Here is an 18,737-nt window from a genome sequence, read left to right as displayed (position 1 = left end):
GCAGCTTCAGGGATGAAGCTGTTTCTCAGGCGTCACGGAACAGGTCGTGGGCATCCAGCAAGCGCCAAGCGATTTCGGGACGTTTTTCCAACCCGCGTCGAATGGCGGTGGGGATCGACTGGCGAATCTTGCGGCACAGGCCGGGCTGCTCCTGGAACTCGATGGCGATGCCGCGCATGGTGCGTACTTCGTTGTAGCCGGGTTCGACGCTCAGGCGGATTCCGAGGTTCTCGTACATACGCTGCTGCAACCGTTGGAGTTCGTCCAGGCTCTGGATATTTTCCAGCCGTTCGAGCAGGCGTTTTTCTTCCTGACGGTTCAAGCAAAGAATGCGCAGGTCACTGCCCGGGGTTTGCAGCAACGCATCACGCCCGCAGTCACAGACACCAGGCGGGCAGGGGGGACGGATCGGAATCGACGCGGTCATGGGCTCCACAGGTCAGCAACGAGCAAATCGCCTCTGAGTGTATCGGCGGTCCAGGCAATGTGATGCCTGGCGGCATGCCGGTCAACCCTGGCGAGTGGCCGCTTGTCTAGCGCCGTTGTGAGCGGGCGCTGGGCCGAGCCCGCAGTAGCAATGTGGGAGCGGGCTTGCTCGCGAAGACGGTTGTTCGTCCAGCATTGCTACCTGCTGACGCACCGCCTTCGCGAGCAAGCCCGCTCCCACAAGGTTTCTGTTGCTTATACAAATGCCGTGCGCCTACAGCCCCAAGTCAGACAGCCCCGGATGATCATCCGGCCGGCGACCCAGCGGCCAATGGAATTTGCGTTCGCTTTCCTGGATCGGCATGTCGTTGATGCAGGCGTAGCGGTTGGACATCAACCCTTGCTCGTCAAACTCCCAGTTTTCATTGCCGTAGGAACGGAACCAGTTGCCCGAATCGTCGTGCCATTCGTAGGCGTAGCGCACGGCGATACGGTTACCGGTGAAGGCCCACAGTTCTTTGATCAGCCGGTAGTCCAGTTCCTTGGCCCATTTACGGGTCAGGAAGGCCTTGGCCTCTTCGCGGTTATGGGCGAATTCGGCACGGTTGCGCCATTGAGTGTCCAGCGTATAGGCCAGGGACACCCGTTGTGGGTCGCGGGAGTTCCAGCCGTCTTCGGCCAGACGGACTTTTTCAATGGCCGATTCACGGGTGAAAGGCGGCAGCGGCGGACGAACTTCAGCAGTGGATGACATGGCAGATCTCCAGTGAGTGATCGAGCAAGTGGCACAGCGGTTTACGGGAACGGGTTATTCAGTTTCAGCCAATAAGGACTTCAGTATGTTTTGGGCCTGGTCGGCGGCGCTGTGATCGCCCATGACCAGTGCGACGGTAATGGCGCCATCGATCAGGATCAGTAACTGCCGGGCCAAGGCATCCGGGCTCTCGACGCCTTGTTCTGTGCATAGCCGGGTTACATAGTCGAGCAACTTCTGTTTATGCAGTTTGGCGACCTGGCGGACCGGGTTCTGTGGATCGCCGGTTTCGCCACTGGTGTTGATGAACGCACAGCCACGGAAACCTTCGCTGTCGAACCAGGTTTTGAGCACGGTAAACAGGTTGAGCAGCCGGGCGCGCGGGGTAGGGGCCTTGTCGACCTCACTGCTGAACCAGTGCATCCAGCGTTCGTCGCGCCGCTGGAGTGCGGCCACGATCAGATCGTCCTTGTTGGCAAAGTAGCGATAAATGCTCTTTCTGGAGACGCCGGCGGTTTTCACCAGCAGATCCATGCCGGTGGCCGCGATGCCACTTTTATAGATCAACTTTTCGGCGACATCGAGAATAATGTTTCGGGTCTCATTGCTATTGATTTCGTTCATGGTGCTAACAGTAGAACGATCGTTCTACTTGGTCAAGTTGTTTTTTCATGACGCCCTGAAGACCCGAACCCATCGATGGTGTAAGCTCAACCACTCTTCGGATTCGACCTTTTGCGAGCCCTATGCCGTCGCTTTTCAAACGCCCCTTGCTGCCTAAGCTGCGCAGCTTTGCACTGACCGCCGATGCCGTGACCATCCTCGATGGCGCCGCCGAGTTCCGCCGTTGCCTGCTGGAGCAAATCGCCCAGGCCACCCAGCGCATCTACATCGTCGCCCTGTACCTGCAAGAGGACGAGGCCGGGCAGGAAATCCTCGATGCCTTGCACGCCGCCAAGGCCAAGCGTCCGGAACTGGACGTGGTCGTGGTGGTGGACTGGCTGCGGGCCCAGCGCGGGCTGATCGGCGCCAAGAAGCAGCCGGGCAATTCGGCGTGGTATCAGGAACAGACCCGCACTCACGCCAGCGAAGTGCCGATCTACGGCGTGCCGGTGCAGACTCGCGAGTTGTTCGGCGTGCTGCACCTCAAAGGCTTCGTGATCGACGACTGTGTGCTTTACAGCGGCGCCAGCCTCAATAACGTCTATCTGCACAAGTTCGACAAATACCGCTACGACCGATACCACCTGTTGCGCAACGAGGCACTGGCCGACTCGATGCAGCACCTGGTACAGCATGGCTTGATTGCCTCCAGCGCCGTGCATCGCCTGGATTTGCCGAACCTGCCCAGCACTCGCAGCCTGCGCAAGGACATCGGCGATCTGCGCAGCCGGCTCAAGTACGCCGCGTATGACACGCAGGCCGGCAACCTCGACAAGAGCGGCCTGTCGGTGAGCCCGTTGCTGGGCGTGGGCAAGAACAATCCGTTGAGCCGGGTAATTGGCGAGTTGATTGCCAGCAGTCGCCGGCAACTGACCATCTGCACGCCGTATTTCAATCTGCCCCTGGGGGTGACCCGGGAAATCAATCGCGCGCTGGCTCGCGGGGTCAGGATCGACATTATCGTCGGCGACAAAACCGCCAACGACTTCTACATGCCGCCCAGCGAGCCGTTCAAGATCATCGCCGCGCTGCCCTATCTCTACGAAATCAGCCTGCGCCGCTTCGCCAAGCGGCATCAGCGTTACATCGACAGCGGCCAACTGAACCTGCACCTGTGGCGTGACGGTGACAATACCTATCACCTCAAGGGCATGTGGATCGACGAGCGCTACACCTTGCTGACCGGCAATAACCTCAATCCACGGGCGTTTCGCCTGGACCTGGAAAACGCTTTGTTGCTGGATGACCCCAAGGGCGAACTGCTGGGGCCGCGTCAGGCCGAGCTTGAGCAGATTTACCAGCACACCCGGCGCATCAATCGATATCTGGACCTGGAAACCCTGCCGGACTATCCCGCCGCAGTCGCCAGGTTTCTGAAACGGGTCAGCCGGGTGCGGATCGAGCGGCTGCTTTACCGGATCCTGTGAAAGCTCGTGCCATGTCGGAAAAAGACACCATCTCCATCCAGTTGGTACGTGAGGCGCTGCTGCAAAGCTGCGCTCCCGGAGCGGCCACCGATGAGGTTCTGAGCAAGGTCGGCATAGACCCTGCGTTGCTCGACGACTCCCAGGCGCGGGTCCCGGCCCATGCTTATGCGCGGCTCTGGCGTTTGCTCGCCCGACGCCTGGATGACGAGTTTTTTGGCATGGACCCGCGCAAGCTCAAGTCGGGTAGCCTGGCGTTTCTCTGCCAGTGCGCCATGGCCCAACCCACGCTGGCGAGCGGCCTGACGGCGGGGCTGGGGTTCCTCTCGCTGATGTTCGAACAGTTGCCGGCCCAATGGGTCCGCCAGCAGAGCCTGGCGGAAATCGTCCTGCTGGAGGACGATCAGGAGCCGCGCCGGGCCTTCACCTATTTCACCTACTGGATGATTGTTCATGGCGTGGCCTGTTGGCTGGCCGGGCGGCGTATTCCGATTCTTTCCATTGAGTTGCGTTGCCCGGAACCGGATTTCTGCGACGACTATCGTGTGATGTTCTCCCGGAACCTACGCTTTGACCGGCCCCGCACCCGGATGATCTTCTCCGCCGAATGCCTGGACCTGCCCATCCGACGCAGCACCGAGGAACTCAACCGCTTTCTGGCCCAGGCACCGGCCAACATCCTGGTCAAATATCGCGACCCGCAAAGCCTCGCCAGCCGCATCAGACACGACCTGCGCCAATTGCCACCCGAGCAGTGGCCGGAGACCGAGGCTCTGGCCCAGCAGTTGTGCGTTTCGGCCTCGACCCTGCGCCGCCGCTTGGCGGAGGAGGGCCAGACGTATCAAGGGCTCAAGGACAGTGTGCGCAAGGAGTTGGCCATCAACTGGCTGGCCGAACCTTCCATCAGCTTCGTGGAAATCGCCGCGCGCCTGGGATTTGCCGATGCCAGCTCCTTCTACAAGGCGTTTCGCAAGTGGTCCGGGTCCAATCCGGGACATTATCGCAGCCTGATTCTCAACGATCCTGGCTGATTTGGGATGTGGGTTGACTGGGCTTGCGCTATCGCGGGCAAGCCTTGCTCCCACATAAGGTTCGCATTGCCCCGGTGGGAGCGAGTCTGCTCGCGATAACGGCCTCCCAGACGCCACATCACCCAACCATGGCCAAACCAGTCAAGCAACTTGATGGCTTTGACCATTGCCGCCCAAGCCCTTCGGCGCGAGTATTTCCCTGCTGTTTACGGTTCCCCCAACCAATAAAAAGTACAGAGGGATTCTGGTCATGCGCGATTACTCGTCCGCCACGTCACAGTTCGATTACCTGCACACCGTCAACACCGCACTGCACGGCTCGCTCGAGGCATTGAACGCCTGTGTCGAGTGTTGCGACCGGCATGCATTGCCGGGGCGCATTGCCTTGTTCTGGGAGGGTCGCGACGGCAGCGACGCGACCTGGACTTACCGTGACCTGCAGGACAACGCCGCGCGTTTTGCCAATTTCCTCCTGGCCCAAGGCGTGGGCAAGGGTGACAAGGTGGCCGGCCTGCTGCCACGTACCGCTGAATTGCTGATCGTGGTACTCGCCACGTGGCGCATCGGCGCGGTGTATCAGCCGTTGTTCACCGCGTTCGGCCCCAAGGCCATCGAACACCGTCTGGGCAGCTCCGGTGCGCGTGTTGTGGTCACCGACGCGGTCAATCGCCCCAAACTCAACGATGTAGCCGGTTGTCCCACAGTGGTCACGGTCGGCGGCGCAAAAGGCCAGGGCATCGTTCGCGGCGATTACAGTTTCTGGGCAGAAGTGGCGAACCATGCAAACCAGTGCGAACCGGTGATGCTCAGTGGCGAAGACCCGTTCCTGTTGATGTTTACCTCCGGCACCACTGGGCCGGCCAAGGCGCTGTCGGTGCCGCTCAAGGCCATCGTCGCATTCCAGAGCTACATGCGTGACGCCGTGGACCTGCGTCCCGAAGACGCCTTCTGGAACGTCGCTGACCCGGGCTGGGCCTACGGCATCTACTTCGGTGTGACCGGCCCTCTGGCCATGGGGCATCCCATCACGTTCTACGATGGGCCGTTCACCCTGGAAAGCACTTGCCGAGTCATCAACAAGTACGGCATCACCAACCTCGCCGGTTCACCCACTGCCTATCGTTTGTTGATCGCCGGGGGCGATCAGTTCGCCCGCTCGATCAAGGGCACGCTGCGCGCGGTCAGCAGCGCCGGAGAGCCGCTGAACCCGGAGGTAATCCGCTGGTTTGCCGACAACCTGAACGTGGTGATCCACGATCACTACGGCCAGACCGAACTGGGCATGGTGCTGTGCAATCACCACGCTCTGGAACATCCGGTGCACATGGGCGCGGCTGGTTTCGCCTCGCCGGGCCACCGGATCGTGGTGCTGGATGAAAATAACCGTGAATTGGGCGTGGGCCAGCCGGGCATTCTCGCTGTCGACCGCAGCCAGTCACCGATGTGCTGGTTCGCCGGTTACGAGGGCGGGCCAACCAAGGCTTTCGTCGGCGATTATTACCTGAGCGGCGACACCGTTGAGTTCAACCCCGATGGCAGCATCAGCTTCGTCGGCCGCAGCGACGACGTGATTACCACCTCCGGCTATCGCGTCGGCCCGTTCGACGTGGAAAGCGCACTGATCGAACACCCCGCCGTCGTCGAGGCGGCGGTGGTCGGCAAGCCCGATCCCGAACGCACCGAACTGGTGAAAGCCTTCGTGGTGCTCAGCGCCCAATACCGCGCCGCGCCAGAGCTGGCCGAAGAGTTGCGCCAGCACGTGCGTAAGCGCCTGGCGGCCCATGCCTATCCCCGTGAAATCGAATTTGTCAGCGACTTGCCGAAAACCCCAAGCGGCAAGTTGCAGCGCTTTATCTTGCGCAACCAGGAGATCGCCAAGGCTCAAGAGGCCGCGGCGCCTAACGTTTCAGCTTGAATCCAAGGAAACCATGATGCAGATCGACAACAAGATTTTCCTCGTCAGCGGCGGCGCGTCCGGCCTCGGCGCGGCCACCGGCGAGATGCTGGTCAAGGCCGGTGCCAAGGTGATGCTGGTGGACCTCAACGCCGAAGCCGTGGCTGCCCAGGCGCAGATGCTGGGCTGCCAGAGCGTGGTGGCGGACATCAGCAACGAAGCGGCGGCAGACGCGGCGGTCAAGGCCACCTTGGCGGCGTTCGGTGGCCTCAATGGCCTTGTGAACTGCGCCGGCATCGTGCGCGGCGAGAAGATCCTCGGCAAGAACGGCCCGCACGCGCTGGCCAGCTTCAGCCAGGTGATCAACGTCAACTTGATCGGTAGCTTCAATCTGTTGCGTCTGGCCGCCGCCGCTATCAGTGAAACCGAGGCCGATGCCGAGGGTGAGCGTGGCGTGATCATCAATACCGCTTCGGTGGCGGCTTTCGACGGCCAGATCGGCCAGGCAGCCTACGCGGCCTCCAAAGGCGCCATCGCCAGCCTGACCCTGCCGGCCGCCCGGGAACTGGCGCGCTTCGGCATCCGTGTGATGACCATCGCCCCGGGCATTTTTGAAACGCCGATGATGGCCGGCATGACACCCGAAGTACGCGACTCCCTGGCCGCTGGCGTGCCTTTTCCACCGCGCCTGGGCAAACCGGCCGAGTACGCGGGGCTGGTCAGGCATATCATTGAAAACACCATGCTCAACGGTGAGGTGATCCGTCTCGACGGCGCCTTGCGTATGGCTGCCAAGTAGGAGCAATTGTCATGTCCAACGATCCGATTGTTATCGTCAGCGCCGTCCGCACCCCCATGGGCGGCTTTCAAGGTGAACTGAAAAGCCTCAGCGCTCCGCAACTGGGAGCCGCCGCCATTAAAGCTGCCGTGGAGCGGGCCGGCATTGCCCCTGATGCGGTTGAAGAAGTGCTGTTTGGCTGTGTGCTCGCGGCAGGCCAGGGCCAGGCTCCGGCGCGCCAGGCCGCACTGGGGGCCGGGCTCGATAAATCGACCCGCTGCACCACGCTCAACAAGATGTGTGGTTCGGGCATGGAGGCGGCAATTCTTGCCCATGACATGCTGATCGCCGGCAGCGCCGAGGTGGTGGTGGCTGGCGGCATGGAAAGCATGTCCAACGCCCCGTATCTGCTCGACCGCGCCCGCAGCGGTTTGCGCATGGGTCACGGCAAGGTGCTCGACCACATGTTCCTCGATGGCCTGGAAGATGCCTACGACAAGGGCCGCCTGATGGGCACCTTTGCCGAAGATTGCGCTGAAGCCAATGGTTTCAGCCGCGAAGCCCAGGATGCTTTCGCCATCGCTTCCACCACCCGTGCCCAACAGGCGATCAAGGACGGCAGTTTCGACGCCGAGATCGTGCCGTTGCAGGTCATGGTCGGCAAGGAACAGGTCACCGTGCGCCACGATGAGCAGCCGCCCAAGGCCCGCCTGGACAAGATCGCCTCGCTCAAACCGGCGTTCCGTGAGGGCGGAACGGTCACTGCAGCCAATGCCAGCTCCATCTCTGACGGTGCCGCAGCGCTGGTGTTGATGCGCCAGAGCCAGGCCCGGGAGCGAGGCCTGAAGCCGTTGGCGGTGATTCACGGCCACGCCGCTTTTGCCGACACGCCGAGCCTGTTCCCCACCGCCCCCATCGGCGCGGTGAAGAAACTGATGGACAAAACCGGTTGGTCGCTCGACGACGTGGAGCTGTTTGAAATCAACGAGGCTTTCGCAGTGGTGGCGTTGGCGACCATGGGCGCGCTGGAGATCCCCCACGACAAGGTCAACGTCCATGGCGGCGCCTGCGCGCTGGGCCACCCCATCGGTGCGTCGGGCGCGCGGATCCTGGTGACGCTGCTTTCGGCCCTGCGCCAGAAAGGCCTCAAGCGTGGCGTCGCGGCCATCTGCATCGGTGGCGGCGAAGCCACGGCCATGGCCGTTGAATGCCTGTATTAAGGAATCACCATGCTCCCGACTGAAGAACAGACTCAAATCAGCGACGTGGCCCGGCAGTTCGCTCAGGAGCGCTTGAAACCGTTCGCCGCTGAGTGGGACCGCGAGCACCGCTTCCCTAAGGAAGCCATTGCTGCAATGGCCGAACTGGGTTTCTTCGGCATGCTCGTGCCGGAGCAGTGGGGCGGTTGCGACACCGGTTACCTGACTTATGCCATGGCCCTGGAAGAGATCGCCGCCGGCGATGGGGCGTGCTCGACCATCATGAGCGTGCACAACTCGGTGGGCTGCGTGCCGATCCTCAAGTTCGGCAGCGATGAACAGAAGGCCAAATTCCTCACCCCCCTGGCCAGCGGTGCGATGCTCGGTGCCTTTGCATTGACCGAGCCCCAGGCCGGTTCGGACGCCAGTAGCCTCAAGACCCGGGCACGGTTGGAGGGCGATCACTACGTGCTCAATGGTTGCAAGCAGTTCATCACCTCCGGGCAGAACGCCGGGGTGGTGATTGTGTTTGCGGTGACCGATCCGAGCGCCGGCAAGCGTGGCATCAGTGCGTTCATCGTGCCCACCGATTCGCCGGGCTACAGCGTGGCGCGGGTCGAAGACAAACTGGGCCAGCACGCCTCCGACACCTGCCAGATCCTGTTCGAGGATGTCCGTGTTCCGGTGGGCAACCGTTTGGGGGAGGAGGGCGAGGGCTACAAGATCGCCCTGGCGAACCTGGAAGGCGGACGGGTCGGTATCGCGGCGCAGTCCGTGGGCATGGCCCGCGCGGCGTTCGAAGCGGCCCGCGACTATGCTCGCGAGCGGCAAAGTTTCGGCAAGCCGATTATCGAACACCAAGCCGTGGCGTTCCGTCTGGCGGACATGGCCACCCAGATCGCCGTGGCGCGGCAAATGGTCCATTACGCCGCTGCTTTGCGCGACAACGGCCAGCCGGCGTTGGTGCAAGCGTCCATGGCCAAGCTGTTCGCCTCGGAAATGGCCGAAAAAGTCTGCTCCATGGCGTTGCAAACCCTGGGCGGTTACGGTTACCTCAACGATTTCCCGCTGGAGCGCATCTACCGCGACGTGCGCGTCTGCCAGATCTACGAAGGCACCAGCGACATTCAGCGCATGGTCATTTCGCGCAATCTTTGAACAGGAGTCCTGCATGAGCTACGAAACGATTTTATTGGAGATCAAGGACCGCGTTGGCCTGATCACCCTCAACCGTCTCCAGGCGTTGAACGCCTTGAACGCGCAGATCGTCAGCGAGCTGAACCAGGCGCTGGATGCATTGGAGGCTGATCCAAAGATTGGCTGCATCGTACTGACCGGCTCGAAAAAAGCCTTTGCCGCCGGTGCGGACATCAAGGAAATGGCCGAGCTGACCTACCCGCAGATCTACCTCGATGACTTGTTCAGCGACAGCGACCGCGTGGCTAACCGGCGCAAGCCGATCATCGCGGCAGTGAACGGGTTTGCCTTGGGCGGTGGTTGCGAACTGGCGTTGATGTGCGACTTTATCCTGGCCGGTGACAATGCCAAGTTCGGTCAGCCGGAGATCAATCTTGGGGTGCTGCCGGGCATGGGCGGCACCCAGCGGCTGACTCGCGCAGTGGGCAAGGCCAAGGCCATGGAAATGTGCCTGACCGGTCGTTTTATCGATGCAGTGGAAGCTGAGCGTTGCGGCATCGTCGCGCGTATCGTGCCGGCTGATGAATTGCTCGACGACGCGTTGAAAACCGCCGCTCTGATCGCCTCCAAGTCGGTGCCCATCAGCATGATGGTCAAGGAAAGCGTCAACCGCGCCTTTGAAGTCAGCCTGTCCGAAGGTGTGCGTTTCGAGCGCCGGGTATTCCATGCGGCATTTGCGACGCAGGATCAGAAGGAAGGCATGGCGGCATTCGTGGCCAAGCGGGCGGCGGAGTTTCAGGACAAGTAATGCGGCGTCCTGACTGACGCCATCGCGAGCAGGCTCGCTCCCACAGGGTTCGGAGGTGTACACAGAGATTGCGTACACCAAAGATCCCATGTGGGAGCGAGCCTGCTCGCGATGCTTTTTCAGCCATCACACCAGGTAGTTCTTTAACTCCCGGGCGATCACCATCCGCTGTATCTCGCTCGACCCTTCATAGATCTGGGTAATCCGCGCATCGCGGTAGTAGCGCTCCACCGGATAATCCTCGAGATACCCATACCCGCCATGAATCTGCATGGCCGAGGAGCAGACTTTTTCGGCCATTTCCGAGGCGAACAGCTTGGCCTGGGAGGCTTCCGACAGGCATGGCTTGCCGGCGCTGCGCAGGCGGGCGGCGTGGAGGATCAGCAGGCGGGCGGCGTTCAGGCGGGTGTGCATGTCGGCCAGCAGGTTGGCGATGCTCTGGTGCTCGATGATCGGCTTGTCGAACTGCACCCGATCACGCGCATAAGCCAAGGCCGCTTCAAACGCTGCACGGGCGATGCCCAAGGCCTGCGCCGCGATGCCGATGCGGCCGCCTTCCAGGTTGGAGAGGGCAATCGCCAGGCCTTTGCCGCGAGCCCCCAACAGGTTGGCTTCGGGGATGGTGCAGTTGTTCAAGGTCACGGCGCAGGTATCCGAAGCGCGGATGCCCATCTTGTGTTCCGTGCGATCGACGATGAAGCCCGGCGTGTCGGTCGGCACCAGAAACGCCGAAATGCCTTTCTTGCCCAGCTCAGGATCCGTCACCGCAAAAACAATCGCCAGTTTCGCCCGCTTGCCGTTGCTGACGAATTGCTTGGCGCCATTGATCACCCAATGGCCGTCCCGCAGTTCGGCGCGGGTGCGCAGGTTGTGGGCTTCGGACCCGGCCTGGGGTTCGGTGAGGCAGAAGCAGCCAATGGCCTGGCCACTGGCCAGATCGGCCAGCCAGGTCTGTTTCTGTTCGTCGGTGCCGAAATTGAGGACCGGCCCGCAACCCACCGAGTTGTGAATGCTCATCAGCGCCCCGGTGGCGCCATCGCCCGCGGAGATTTCTTCCACCGCGAGGGCATAGGCCACGTAATCGACGTAGGTACCGCCCCATTCTTCGGGCACCACCATGCCCAGTAGACCCAATTCACCCATCTTCGCCACCAGGGCGTCGTCGATCCAGCCGGCTTTTTCCCAGGCCTGGGCATGAGGGGCGATCTCGCCGCGGGCAAAATCCCGGGCCATGTCGCGGATCATCACTTGCTCTTCGGTCAGCTCAAGGTCGTGCATGGTTCAGTTCCCGTGGTCGTCGAAGCCGTCGAAGAAACTCGCCACGTGGCGCTTGTCCAGTGCCTCCAGGGTCGGCGGGTTCCACTGCGGGTTCTTGTCTTTGTCGATGAGCAAGGCGCGCACGCCTTCGATCAGGTCGCCGCGCTCGAACCATTGACGGTCCAGGTGCAGTTCCAGGGCAAAACAGTCTTCCAGGCTCAAATGCCGGCCGCGACGCAGCATTTCCAGGGTTACGGCCATGGCCAGGGGCGAGCGGGTCTCCAGCAGGTCGGCGGTTTTCAGCGCCCACTCATGGCTGTTGGCGACGGTGACCTGACGCAACTGCTCGACCATGCTGGGCACGTCCGCAAGGGCAAAGAAGTGATCGATGGCCGGGCGCAGGTCGGCCAGAGGCGGGGCAGGCAACTGCTGCATGCCGAGTTTCGCCAGCAGGCCTTGCAGGTCCTTGAGGGGCGTGTCGTGCCATTCCAGGCGGTCGAGACGTTCATCGAGCCGATCGAGCTTGTCGCTGTCCAGATACCAGTCGGCCAGCCCGCAATACAGCGCGTCGGCAGCACGGATCTGTACGCCACTGACTCCCAGGTAGATGCCCAGTTCGCCAGAAATACGCGGCAGGAAATAGCTGCCCCCGACGTCGGGGAAGTAACCGATGGCGACTTCCGGCATGCCCAGGCGGCTGCGTTCGGTCACCACCCGCAGGTCGGCACCTTGTGCCAAGCCCATGCCGCCGCCCAGGACGAAACCGTCCATCAAGGCGAGGATCGGTTTGCGGTAGTGATGAATCGTCAGGTCGAGGGCGTATTCCTCGACGAAAAAGTCTTGGTGCAGGTTGTCGCCCTGCTTGTGGCTGTCGTACAGCGAGCGGATATCGCCGCCGGCGCAAAACGCCTTGTCACCGGCACCGCGCAGTACCACGGCGCGGATCTGTGGGTCCAGAGCCCAGGTATCGAGCTGTTGCTGCAAGCTGCGCACCATGTCCAGCGTCAGGGCATTGAGGCCGGCGGGGCGGTTCAGGGTCAAGTGGCCGATATGGTTGCGTACTTCGACCAGCACTTCATGAGCCACGGCTCCGATGGGTCCCGAGGCTTGTGATGAAACCTGAGCTGTCATCGCTAACTCCCTGCTTTTATTGTTCTTTATGAATTGTGTCGCGCGTACCCGGTCAGGATCGTACCAGCGCAAATTTGCCTTGCACAACCGGGATACGTGCAGGTCCTGTCTGCATATTTATAGCAGCCTCAGGCTCAGCCGCGACCCGAGAGGACTTCCGTGATGCTGCGACGCCTGGCATTGCGTTCGCTGGCGTGGATCAATTGCTCGAGATCTTCGGGAGTTACGTCAAAGAATGCTTCCATTTGCTCAAGAGCGAGCTTCAAGTCCTCAGCCGTAATGGCCTGACGGTCGATGGGTGAATGGTCGGCGGGAATGACCGGCGTCGGCTCGCTGGCGCGCTTGGGATAGCGCACGCGCGTCAGGTTGTTATAGGCCAATGCACTCAAGAGCAGGGTGGAACCGGCCAGCATCGCGGCACCGACAGCTTGCCAGTCCAGGGCGATGATCGACGGGTCGGCCAATACCATCGTCGCCGCCAGGGCACCCGCCGGAGGGTGCAGGCAACGCAGCCAGCACATCAACACCAGCGCCATGCCGGCCGCCAGACAGGCGCTCCCCAGGGTACGGCCCAGGACATGGGCCACCAGCAATGCCACCACCGAGGCGCACAAGTAACCGCCGAAGATCGACCAGGGCTGGGCGAGGGCGCCTGAGGAGACGGCAAACAACAGCACGGCCGAGGCGCCGAGCGGGCCAATCAAGTGTTGCGCCACCTCAAGGCCAAACACCTGGCCGCACAGCCAGACACTGAACATCGTACCCAGGGCCATACCGATGGCGGCCCGGCTCCATTCGGTGGGGCGGGTATTGATAGCAGCGGGGAACCAGCGAGAAAGCATTAAGCGAAAATCCAAAAAACGAACAAAAAAAGGGGCTTACGGGAGAATCCCTGAAAGCCCTTTAAGTGTTCCAACAGTTGGGGGAGGAACGATGCACAGTGTGCCGTTCGCGGCCCTTGCTTACAAATTCATATTAATGCTGTTTGAATGCACTTATTTTGAGGTAAAGAAAGTCATGCGCTTCTGGACGCTTGAAACCAGGTTTGCTGAGCGATAGGCAGGTTGCACGATTGCCCGCGCCCTATGGGGAAATAGGTAAAGCCCTTGTCTGCCATGCGGTCCGGATCATACAGGTTGCGGCCATCGAAAATCACCGCAGCCTTGAGCCGTTGCTGGATCAGATCGAAATCCGGCGCCTTGAACGGTTGCCATTCAGTGCAGATCACCAGTGCATCGGCCCCCGGCAAAACCGATTCCGGCGTGCCCATCAACATCAGCTTCGATTCGTCGGGATACAGCTGCTGGGTCTGCTGCATGGCCTCGGGGTCAAAGGCGCGGACACTGGCACCGGCCCCCCACAACGCCTCCAGCAGGGTACGACTCGGCGCATCGCGCATGTCGTCGGTGTTGGGCTTGAAGGCCAAGCCCCACACCGCGAAGGTTTTACCGCGCAAATCGCCTTTGTAGAACGCCTGGATGCGTTCGAACAGCTTGTGCTTCTGCCGTTGGTTGATGGTTTCCACTGCTTGCAACAGATCGCTGGAGCAGTGGGCTTGCTCGGCCGTGTGGATCAGCGCGCGCATGTCCTTGGGAAAACACGAGCCACCGTAGCCGCAGCCCGGGTAAATGAAGTGATAACCGATGCGCGAGTCCGCGCCGATGCCCAGGCGCACCGCTTCGATGTCAGCACCCAGGTGTTCCGCCAGCTCCGCGATCTGGTTGATGAAGCTGATCTTCGTCGCCAGCATGCCATTGGCTGCGTACTTGGTCAGCTCGGCGCTGCGCAGGTCCATGAACAGGATCCGGTCGTGGTTGCGATTGAAGGGGGCGTACAAGTCGCGCATGGTGTCGCGGACTTCATCGCGTTCGCAGCCGATCACGATACGATCCGGACGGCGACAATCGGCCACCGCCGAGCCTTCCTTGAGAAACTCGGGGTTGGACACGATATCGAACTGCAACAAACGGCCGGCCTTGAGCAGGCATTTGTCGATGTGCGCCCGCAGGGCGTCGCCGGTGCCCACCGGTACAGTGGATTTCTCCACGACGAGGACCGGTTGTTCGCGGTAACGAGCCACCGCCTCACCGACGGCCAGGACCTGACTCAAATCGGCCGAGCCATCTTCCCTGGAAGGCGTACCCACGGCGATGAACAGCACCTGGCCGTGCTGCACCGCGAGCTTTTCATCGTGGGTGAAATGCAGACGTCCGGCCTCCAGGCCCTCACGCACCAGCGCGGCCAGACCGGGTTCGAAGATACTCACCTGGCCCTGGCGCAGGCTTTCGACTTTCTGTTCGTCTATGTCCATGCACACCACGTCATGGCCCACCTCGGCCAACACCGCCGCTTGCACCAATCCCACGTAACCACTACCGAATACACTGATTTTCATGGCGGACTCCCTGGATGACTTCCGAACGGGCAGGCACGTACAACCCGCACATCGCCGCAATGCGCGCATCAGCAGAATAAGTCGGGGATATTTCAGTTCGCTGACAGGCTGCAGCGGTTGCGGTCAACCCGTGGGCAAGGGAGGGGAGCCACCCTGGTCTGAATATGTGGTGTCAAACTCGCCGCTACGCGGCAGCTTTCAGGCCTTGACCCAGCGTTGACGACTCCAACTGCTCAGCGAGTCGACCGCGAGGACCAGCAGCAGCATCGCCAGAATCACCGTGCTGGCCTGCGCCTCCTGGAACAGGCTGAGGCTGACATAGAGCATTTGCCCCAATCCGCCGGCGCCGACGAAGCCCAGCACGCTGGCCATGCGGATGTTGTTTTCCCAGCGGTACAGGATGTAGGCCAACAGCTGCGGCATCAGGTTGGGCAGGGTGCCGTAACAGAACGCCCACACGGCATTGCCGCCTTGCAGGCGAATGGCTTCGGCCGGTTCGGGTGGGGTGTTTTCCAGCGCTTCGGCGAACAGCCGGCCGAGCACGCCGGTGGTGTGCAGCGCCAATGCCAGGGTGCCGGCATTGGGGCCCAGCCCAGCAGCCAAGACCATCAGCGCCGCCCACACCAGTTCAGGAACCGCGCGCAAGGCGTTGAGTACCAGGCGCGAGGTGCTTTGCATCGGCCAACCGAAGCGCCCGGCGGCGGGCAGGGCCAGGACCAGGCCGAACACCGCGGCGAGCAGGGTGCCAAGGGCGGACATGGCGATGGTTTCCAGGGCACCGTGGCCGATTGCTTTCAGATGGCTCGGGCTCAGGTCCGGGCTGAGGAAACGCTGGGCATAAGCGCCCATCCGGTTCAGGTTGTCGCCGTCGCCAAGTTGGCCGAGGTCGATGCCCAGATAGGCGAACGAGGCGACGACGGCTGCACCAATGCACAAGAGCAATATCGCGTTGAACAGGCGGTTCATGCCAGCCTCCAGCGCAGCAGGCGACTGAGTTGATCGGCCAGCAGGACCAGGACGAGGAACGTCAACAGCATGCTGGCCACTTCACCGCCGGCGAACATGCGCAACGACAGGTCCATTTGTTGGCCCAGGCCACCGGCACCGACGAAGCCCATCACCACCGAGGCGCGAATGGCGCACTCCCAGCGGTACACCGTGTAGGACAGCAGCTCCGCTGCGACATTGGGCAGGATCCCGTAGCAGAAGGCTGTCAGTCGGCCGCTGCCAGCCTGCAACAGTGCATGTGCCGGACGCTGGTCGACCGACTCGTAGATTTCCGCGTAGACCTTGCCCAACATGCCGCTGTAGGTAATGGCGATGGCCAATACCCCGGCAGTCGGACCAAGGCCGACGGCGCGGACGAAGAGCAGGGCCCAGACGATTTCCGGCACGCTGCGCAGGAAGATCAGCAGACCGCGTACCGGCCAGCGCAGCAGTTGCCCCCAATAGCCCGGTTGGCCACCCCGGGAGGCCGCAGACAGCGAAAGCGCACGGCTGGCCAGCAGGCTGGCGGGAACGGCGAACAGCAATGCCAAAGCCATGCCTGCCGTGGCAATGGCCAAGGTCTGCAAGGTGGCTTGCAATAGCAGCTCAATGAACGCTTCGCCATGGGCCGGTGGCCAGAAGGCCGAGACAAACCGGCCCATCTCGCTTTGACTGTCGCTCGTCACCAGCACGCCAAGGTCCAGCTCGCTGAAGTGGATGCCCGGCCACAGCAGGACAAGCGCCAACAGGCAGAGCAGCAGGCGAGGGCCGCTGGCGGGGTCTCGGGTATCGCGTGTCAGCATCGCGGGATTTGCACACTCAAGGGGGAGGGCGGTGGAGGCGAGGGTATCAACTGCTCATTGGCGTAGAGTTTGTCGAGCCGCTCACGGTCGACGGCATCGGTCGGCAGATCGAACAGGATCTGTCCGTCACGCAGGCCGATGATCCGCGAAAAGTGCGCCAGGGCCAGGTCCACCGCATGCAGGCTGGCGACCAGGGTGACGTTGTGCTCCCGGGCATGGCGACAGAGCACTGAAAGGGTGTGCTCGGCCAGCACCGGATCCATGGCCGAAACAGGTTCATCGGCCAACAACACCTCGGGTGCCTGATACAGCACCCGGGCAATGCCAACGCGTTGTAACTGCCCGCCGGAGAGTTGCTGGCATTGCGCGAACAGTTTGTCGCTCAGATCCAGCCTGGCCAATGCCGCCCGTGCGCCGGGAACATCCAGCGGGTGCAGCAGGTTCAGCAGGCTCTTGCCCATGCCCCACTGACCCAGTTTGCCGGCCAGCACCGCAGTGATTACGCGCTGGCGCGGTGGCAGGGGCGGCGCTTGGTGGATCAAGCCGATGCGCGCGCGCAAGCGTTGACGCTCGCGGGCAGACAACTGCCAGGCCGTTTCACCGAGCACCTGCATTTCGCCCTGACCCGGTCGCAGGGCCGTGCCCAGCAGATTGAGCAGGCTCGATTTACCCGCACCGGACGGACCGATGATGGCGACCTGTTCGCCGGCACCGATGTGCAGCTCCACGCCACGTAGCGCCTGGACACCGTTGGCGTGGGTAAGGCTGACCTGGGTCAGATGTAATGTCATTTGAGCAATTCGGCGGCGCGTGCGGCTTCCTCGATGCCCTTGTAGTTCTCAGGCTTGGTTTCGATGAAGCGGCTGGCAGCCTGCAGATCGAGGATTTCCTTGTCCTTCGGATTTGCCGGGTCGAGTGCCAGGAAGGCTGCCTTGATCTTGGCTGCCAGCGCCGGATCGAGCGTTCCGCGCACCGTCCAGTTGTAGTCGAAGTAGGCCGGGGTGGTGGCAAACACCTTGACCTTGGCGGTGTCGACCTTGCCGGCGGCGACCAGTTTTTCCCAGACGCTGGCGTTCAGTACCCCAGCATCCACTTTGCCGGCCTGGACCCAGGCGACGGTGGCGTCATGGGCGCCCGAGTAACCTACGCGGCTGAAGTAGCTTTCCGGCTTGATGCCGTCCTGGAGCATGAAATATCGCGGCATCAGGCTGCCAGAGGTGGAAGACACTGAACCGAATGCAAAGGTCTTGCCCTTGAGGTCGGCGAGGGATTTGACCGCAGGGTCGGCGGTGATGAATTTACTGGTGAATTGGGCGTCCTGCTCGCGCTGCACCAGCGGGATCGCATTACCGGTTTTCAAGCGTGCTTGCACGAACGTGAAACCACCCAGCCAGGCCAGGTCGATGCGGTCGGTCGCCAGCGCCTCGACCACCGCCGGGTAGTCGCTTACGGGAATGAACTCGACTTTCATGCCGGTCTGTTGTTCCAGATAAGCGCCCAAGGGCTTGAACTTGCGCAGCAGTTCGGTAGGGGCTTCATCGGGAATCGCGCTGACTTTCAGGGTGTCGGCGGCCTGGGCCAGCAAGGCGCTGAAAGACAGGGTCAAGCCGACGGCCAATGCCAGGGAACGCTTGAGCATGGAAAATCTCCGGTACGTTAACGCAGGAATATTGAAGCGCCAGGCACTCGCGAACAACCGCATGGCGCTTTGTGAGGGTAGACGAATGAATGTGATAACGGTCGTTTTTGGCCCTGGTGAATCTCGGCCATCCAGTCACAATGCGCGGATCCTACAAGCTCGAACACGCGATGCAAACAGTTCTTGGCTGTTACCGCCCCCTGGGACTGGATTGTCCCGAGCGTTTACGATTTTTTCCATAGTCTGAATGATGTAGCCTCGCAGCGGCTATATGTCAGTTCGCTATCAGAGGTTTGCTGTGTCCAGGATGATCGAGCCCCGAGTGCGCTATGGATGCCTGCTTCATGTTGTATGTTGGTTCTATCTGAGTGGGGCCCAGGCCGATGATCAGGATCCTGGTGCTGAACAGGC

Annotated in this window: 18 protein-coding genes; 7 read left to right on the top strand and 11 right to left on the bottom strand. The window is 61.8% G+C overall.

Translation table 11 applies throughout. The features are described 5' to 3' along the window. Positions 1–25 precede the first annotated feature (25 nt). From CRX69_RS18135 to CRX69_RS18125, 3 genes are all read right to left on the bottom strand, one after another. Positions 26–427 (bottom strand): hypothetical protein, encoded by a 402-nt coding sequence (locus CRX69_RS18135; protein ID WP_047226503.1) that lies wholly within the window; start codon positions 425–427, stop codon positions 26–28. A gap of 273 nt (positions 428–700) precedes the next feature. Then, positions 701–1,180: a nuclear transport factor 2 family protein gene (locus CRX69_RS18130; protein ID WP_047226502.1), complete on the bottom strand. Its 480-nt coding sequence runs from the start codon at positions 1,178–1,180 to the stop codon at positions 701–703. A 54-nt stretch (positions 1,181–1,234) separates the two neighbouring features. Beyond that, positions 1,235–1,804: a TetR/AcrR family transcriptional regulator gene (locus CRX69_RS18125; RefSeq protein ID WP_107322496.1), complete on the bottom strand. Its 570-nt coding sequence runs from the start codon at positions 1,802–1,804 to the stop codon at positions 1,235–1,237. 122 nt (positions 1,805–1,926) lie between these two features. Here CRX69_RS18125 and pssA point away from each other — a divergent pair, with 122 nt between their 5' ends. The 7 genes from pssA to CRX69_RS18090 all read left to right on the top strand — a co-directional run bounded on the left by pssA (position 1,927) and on the right by CRX69_RS18090 (position 10,114). Then, entirely contained in the window at positions 1,927–3,270 is a 1,344-nt protein-coding gene (gene pssA, locus CRX69_RS18120; protein WP_107322495.1) for a CDP-diacylglycerol--serine O-phosphatidyltransferase, read from the top strand. A gap of 11 nt (positions 3,271–3,281) precedes the next feature. Then, positions 3,282–4,298: an AraC family transcriptional regulator gene (locus CRX69_RS18115; protein WP_076384912.1), complete on the top strand. Its 1,017-nt coding sequence runs from the start codon at positions 3,282–3,284 to the stop codon at positions 4,296–4,298. Between the two features lie 250 nt (positions 4,299–4,548). Further along, positions 4,549–6,213 (top strand): AMP-binding protein, encoded by a 1,665-nt coding sequence (locus CRX69_RS18110; RefSeq protein WP_047226498.1) that lies wholly within the window; start codon positions 4,549–4,551, stop codon positions 6,211–6,213. Positions 6,214–6,229: 16 nt separating this feature from the next. Further along, positions 6,230–6,991 carry an SDR family NAD(P)-dependent oxidoreductase gene (locus tag CRX69_RS18105; protein ID WP_076384910.1) on the top strand — a complete coding sequence of 254 codons (762 nt, stop codon included), beginning with the start codon at positions 6,230–6,232 and terminating at the stop codon, positions 6,989–6,991. Between the two features lie 11 nt (positions 6,992–7,002). Beyond that, complete coding sequence (locus CRX69_RS18100; RefSeq protein WP_160892687.1) at positions 7,003–8,190, top strand: acetyl-CoA C-acyltransferase; 1,188 nt, start codon at positions 7,003–7,005, stop codon at positions 8,188–8,190. 9 nt (positions 8,191–8,199) lie between these two features. Then, positions 8,200–9,327, top strand: a complete 1,128-nt coding sequence (locus CRX69_RS18095) for an acyl-CoA dehydrogenase (RefSeq protein WP_047226495.1) — start codon at positions 8,200–8,202, stop codon at positions 9,325–9,327. A 13-nt stretch (positions 9,328–9,340) separates the two neighbouring features. Beyond that, the gene (locus tag CRX69_RS18090) at positions 9,341–10,114 is read left to right on the top strand and encodes an enoyl-CoA hydratase (protein WP_107322494.1); all 774 of its coding nucleotides are present in this window, start codon (positions 9,341–9,343) and stop codon (positions 10,112–10,114) included. Positions 10,115–10,240: 126 nt separating this feature from the next. Here CRX69_RS18090 and CRX69_RS18085 read toward each other — a convergent pair whose 3' ends face one another. The 8 genes from CRX69_RS18085 to CRX69_RS18050 form a co-directional block, all read right to left on the bottom strand. Continuing rightward, positions 10,241–11,392, bottom strand: a complete 1,152-nt coding sequence (locus CRX69_RS18085) for an acyl-CoA dehydrogenase family protein (RefSeq protein WP_047226493.1) — start codon at positions 11,390–11,392, stop codon at positions 10,241–10,243. Positions 11,393–11,395: 3 nt separating this feature from the next. After that, entirely contained in the window at positions 11,396–12,502 is a 1,107-nt protein-coding gene (locus CRX69_RS18080) for an enoyl-CoA hydratase/isomerase family protein (RefSeq protein ID WP_107322493.1), read from the bottom strand. A 134-nt stretch (positions 12,503–12,636) separates the two neighbouring features. Beyond that, positions 12,637–13,344, bottom strand: a complete 708-nt coding sequence (locus CRX69_RS18075) for an HPP family protein (RefSeq protein ID WP_076384904.1) — start codon at positions 13,342–13,344, stop codon at positions 12,637–12,639. A 173-nt stretch (positions 13,345–13,517) separates the two neighbouring features. Then, positions 13,518–14,897 (bottom strand): UDP-glucose dehydrogenase family protein, encoded by a 1,380-nt coding sequence (locus CRX69_RS18070; RefSeq protein WP_107322492.1) that lies wholly within the window; start codon positions 14,895–14,897, stop codon positions 13,518–13,520. A gap of 198 nt (positions 14,898–15,095) precedes the next feature. Next, a complete protein-coding gene (phnE, locus tag CRX69_RS18065) occupies positions 15,096–15,863 on the bottom strand; it encodes a phosphonate ABC transporter, permease protein PhnE (protein ID WP_047226489.1) in 768 nt (255 codons plus the stop codon). Then, entirely contained in the window at positions 15,860–16,687 is an 828-nt protein-coding gene (locus CRX69_RS18060) for a PhnE/PtxC family ABC transporter permease (RefSeq protein ID WP_047226488.1), read from the bottom strand. The genes phnE and CRX69_RS18060 overlap by 4 nt, the downstream gene beginning before the upstream one ends. Next, positions 16,681–17,478 carry a phosphonate ABC transporter ATP-binding protein gene (locus tag CRX69_RS18055; protein WP_107322491.1) on the bottom strand — a complete coding sequence of 266 codons (798 nt, stop codon included), beginning with the start codon at positions 17,476–17,478 and terminating at the stop codon, positions 16,681–16,683. The genes CRX69_RS18060 and CRX69_RS18055 overlap by 7 nt, the downstream gene beginning before the upstream one ends. Continuing rightward, on the bottom strand, positions 17,475–18,326 hold the full coding sequence (locus tag CRX69_RS18050) for a putative selenate ABC transporter substrate-binding protein (protein WP_107322490.1): 852 nt from the start codon (positions 18,324–18,326) through the stop codon (positions 17,475–17,477). The genes CRX69_RS18055 and CRX69_RS18050 overlap by 4 nt, the downstream gene beginning before the upstream one ends. Between the last annotated feature and the right edge of the window lie 411 nt (positions 18,327–18,737).

This window comes from Pseudomonas rhizophila (assembly GCF_003033885.1).
In the GTDB taxonomy this organism is placed as follows: domain Bacteria; phylum Pseudomonadota; class Gammaproteobacteria; order Pseudomonadales; family Pseudomonadaceae; genus Aquipseudomonas; species Aquipseudomonas rhizophila.
This window is presented reverse-complemented; position numbering and strand designations above follow the sequence as displayed.

Bases quoted from the DNA above. Each gene is read 5' to 3' on its own strand.
- CRX69_RS18135 (WP_047226503.1), bottom strand. From the start codon at position 427: ATGACCGCGTCGATTCCGATCCGTCCCCCCTGCCCGCCTGGTGTCTGT.
- CRX69_RS18130 (WP_047226502.1), bottom strand. From the start codon at position 1,180: ATGTCATCCACTGCTGAAGTTCGTCCGCCGCTGCCGCCTTTCACCCGT.
- CRX69_RS18125 (WP_107322496.1), bottom strand. From the start codon at position 1,804: ATGAACGAAATCAATAGCAATGAGACCCGAAACATTATTCTCGATGTC.
- pssA (WP_107322495.1), top strand. From the start codon at position 1,927: ATGCCGTCGCTTTTCAAACGCCCCTTGCTGCCTAAGCTGCGCAGCTTT.
- CRX69_RS18115 (WP_076384912.1), top strand. From the start codon at position 3,282: ATGTCGGAAAAAGACACCATCTCCATCCAGTTGGTACGTGAGGCGCTG.
- CRX69_RS18110 (WP_047226498.1), top strand. From the start codon at position 4,549: ATGCGCGATTACTCGTCCGCCACGTCACAGTTCGATTACCTGCACACC.
- CRX69_RS18105 (WP_076384910.1), top strand. From the start codon at position 6,230: ATGCAGATCGACAACAAGATTTTCCTCGTCAGCGGCGGCGCGTCCGGC.
- CRX69_RS18100 (WP_160892687.1), top strand. From the start codon at position 7,003: ATGTCCAACGATCCGATTGTTATCGTCAGCGCCGTCCGCACCCCCATG.
- CRX69_RS18095 (WP_047226495.1), top strand. From the start codon at position 8,200: ATGCTCCCGACTGAAGAACAGACTCAAATCAGCGACGTGGCCCGGCAG.
- CRX69_RS18090 (WP_107322494.1), top strand. From the start codon at position 9,341: ATGAGCTACGAAACGATTTTATTGGAGATCAAGGACCGCGTTGGCCTG.
- CRX69_RS18085 (WP_047226493.1), bottom strand. From the start codon at position 11,392: ATGCACGACCTTGAGCTGACCGAAGAGCAAGTGATGATCCGCGACATG.
- CRX69_RS18080 (WP_107322493.1), bottom strand. From the start codon at position 12,502: ATGACAGCTCAGGTTTCATCACAAGCCTCGGGACCCATCGGAGCCGTG.
- CRX69_RS18075 (WP_076384904.1), bottom strand. From the start codon at position 13,344: ATGCTTTCTCGCTGGTTCCCCGCTGCTATCAATACCCGCCCCACCGAA.
- CRX69_RS18070 (WP_107322492.1), bottom strand. From the start codon at position 14,897: ATGAAAATCAGTGTATTCGGTAGTGGTTACGTGGGATTGGTGCAAGCG.
- phnE (WP_047226489.1), bottom strand. From the start codon at position 15,863: ATGAACCGCCTGTTCAACGCGATATTGCTCTTGTGCATTGGTGCAGCC.
- CRX69_RS18060 (WP_047226488.1), bottom strand. From the start codon at position 16,687: ATGCTGACACGCGATACCCGAGACCCCGCCAGCGGCCCTCGCCTGCTG.
- CRX69_RS18055 (WP_107322491.1), bottom strand. From the start codon at position 17,478: ATGACATTACATCTGACCCAGGTCAGCCTTACCCACGCCAACGGTGTC.
- CRX69_RS18050 (WP_107322490.1), bottom strand. From the start codon at position 18,326: ATGCTCAAGCGTTCCCTGGCATTGGCCGTCGGCTTGACCCTGTCTTTC.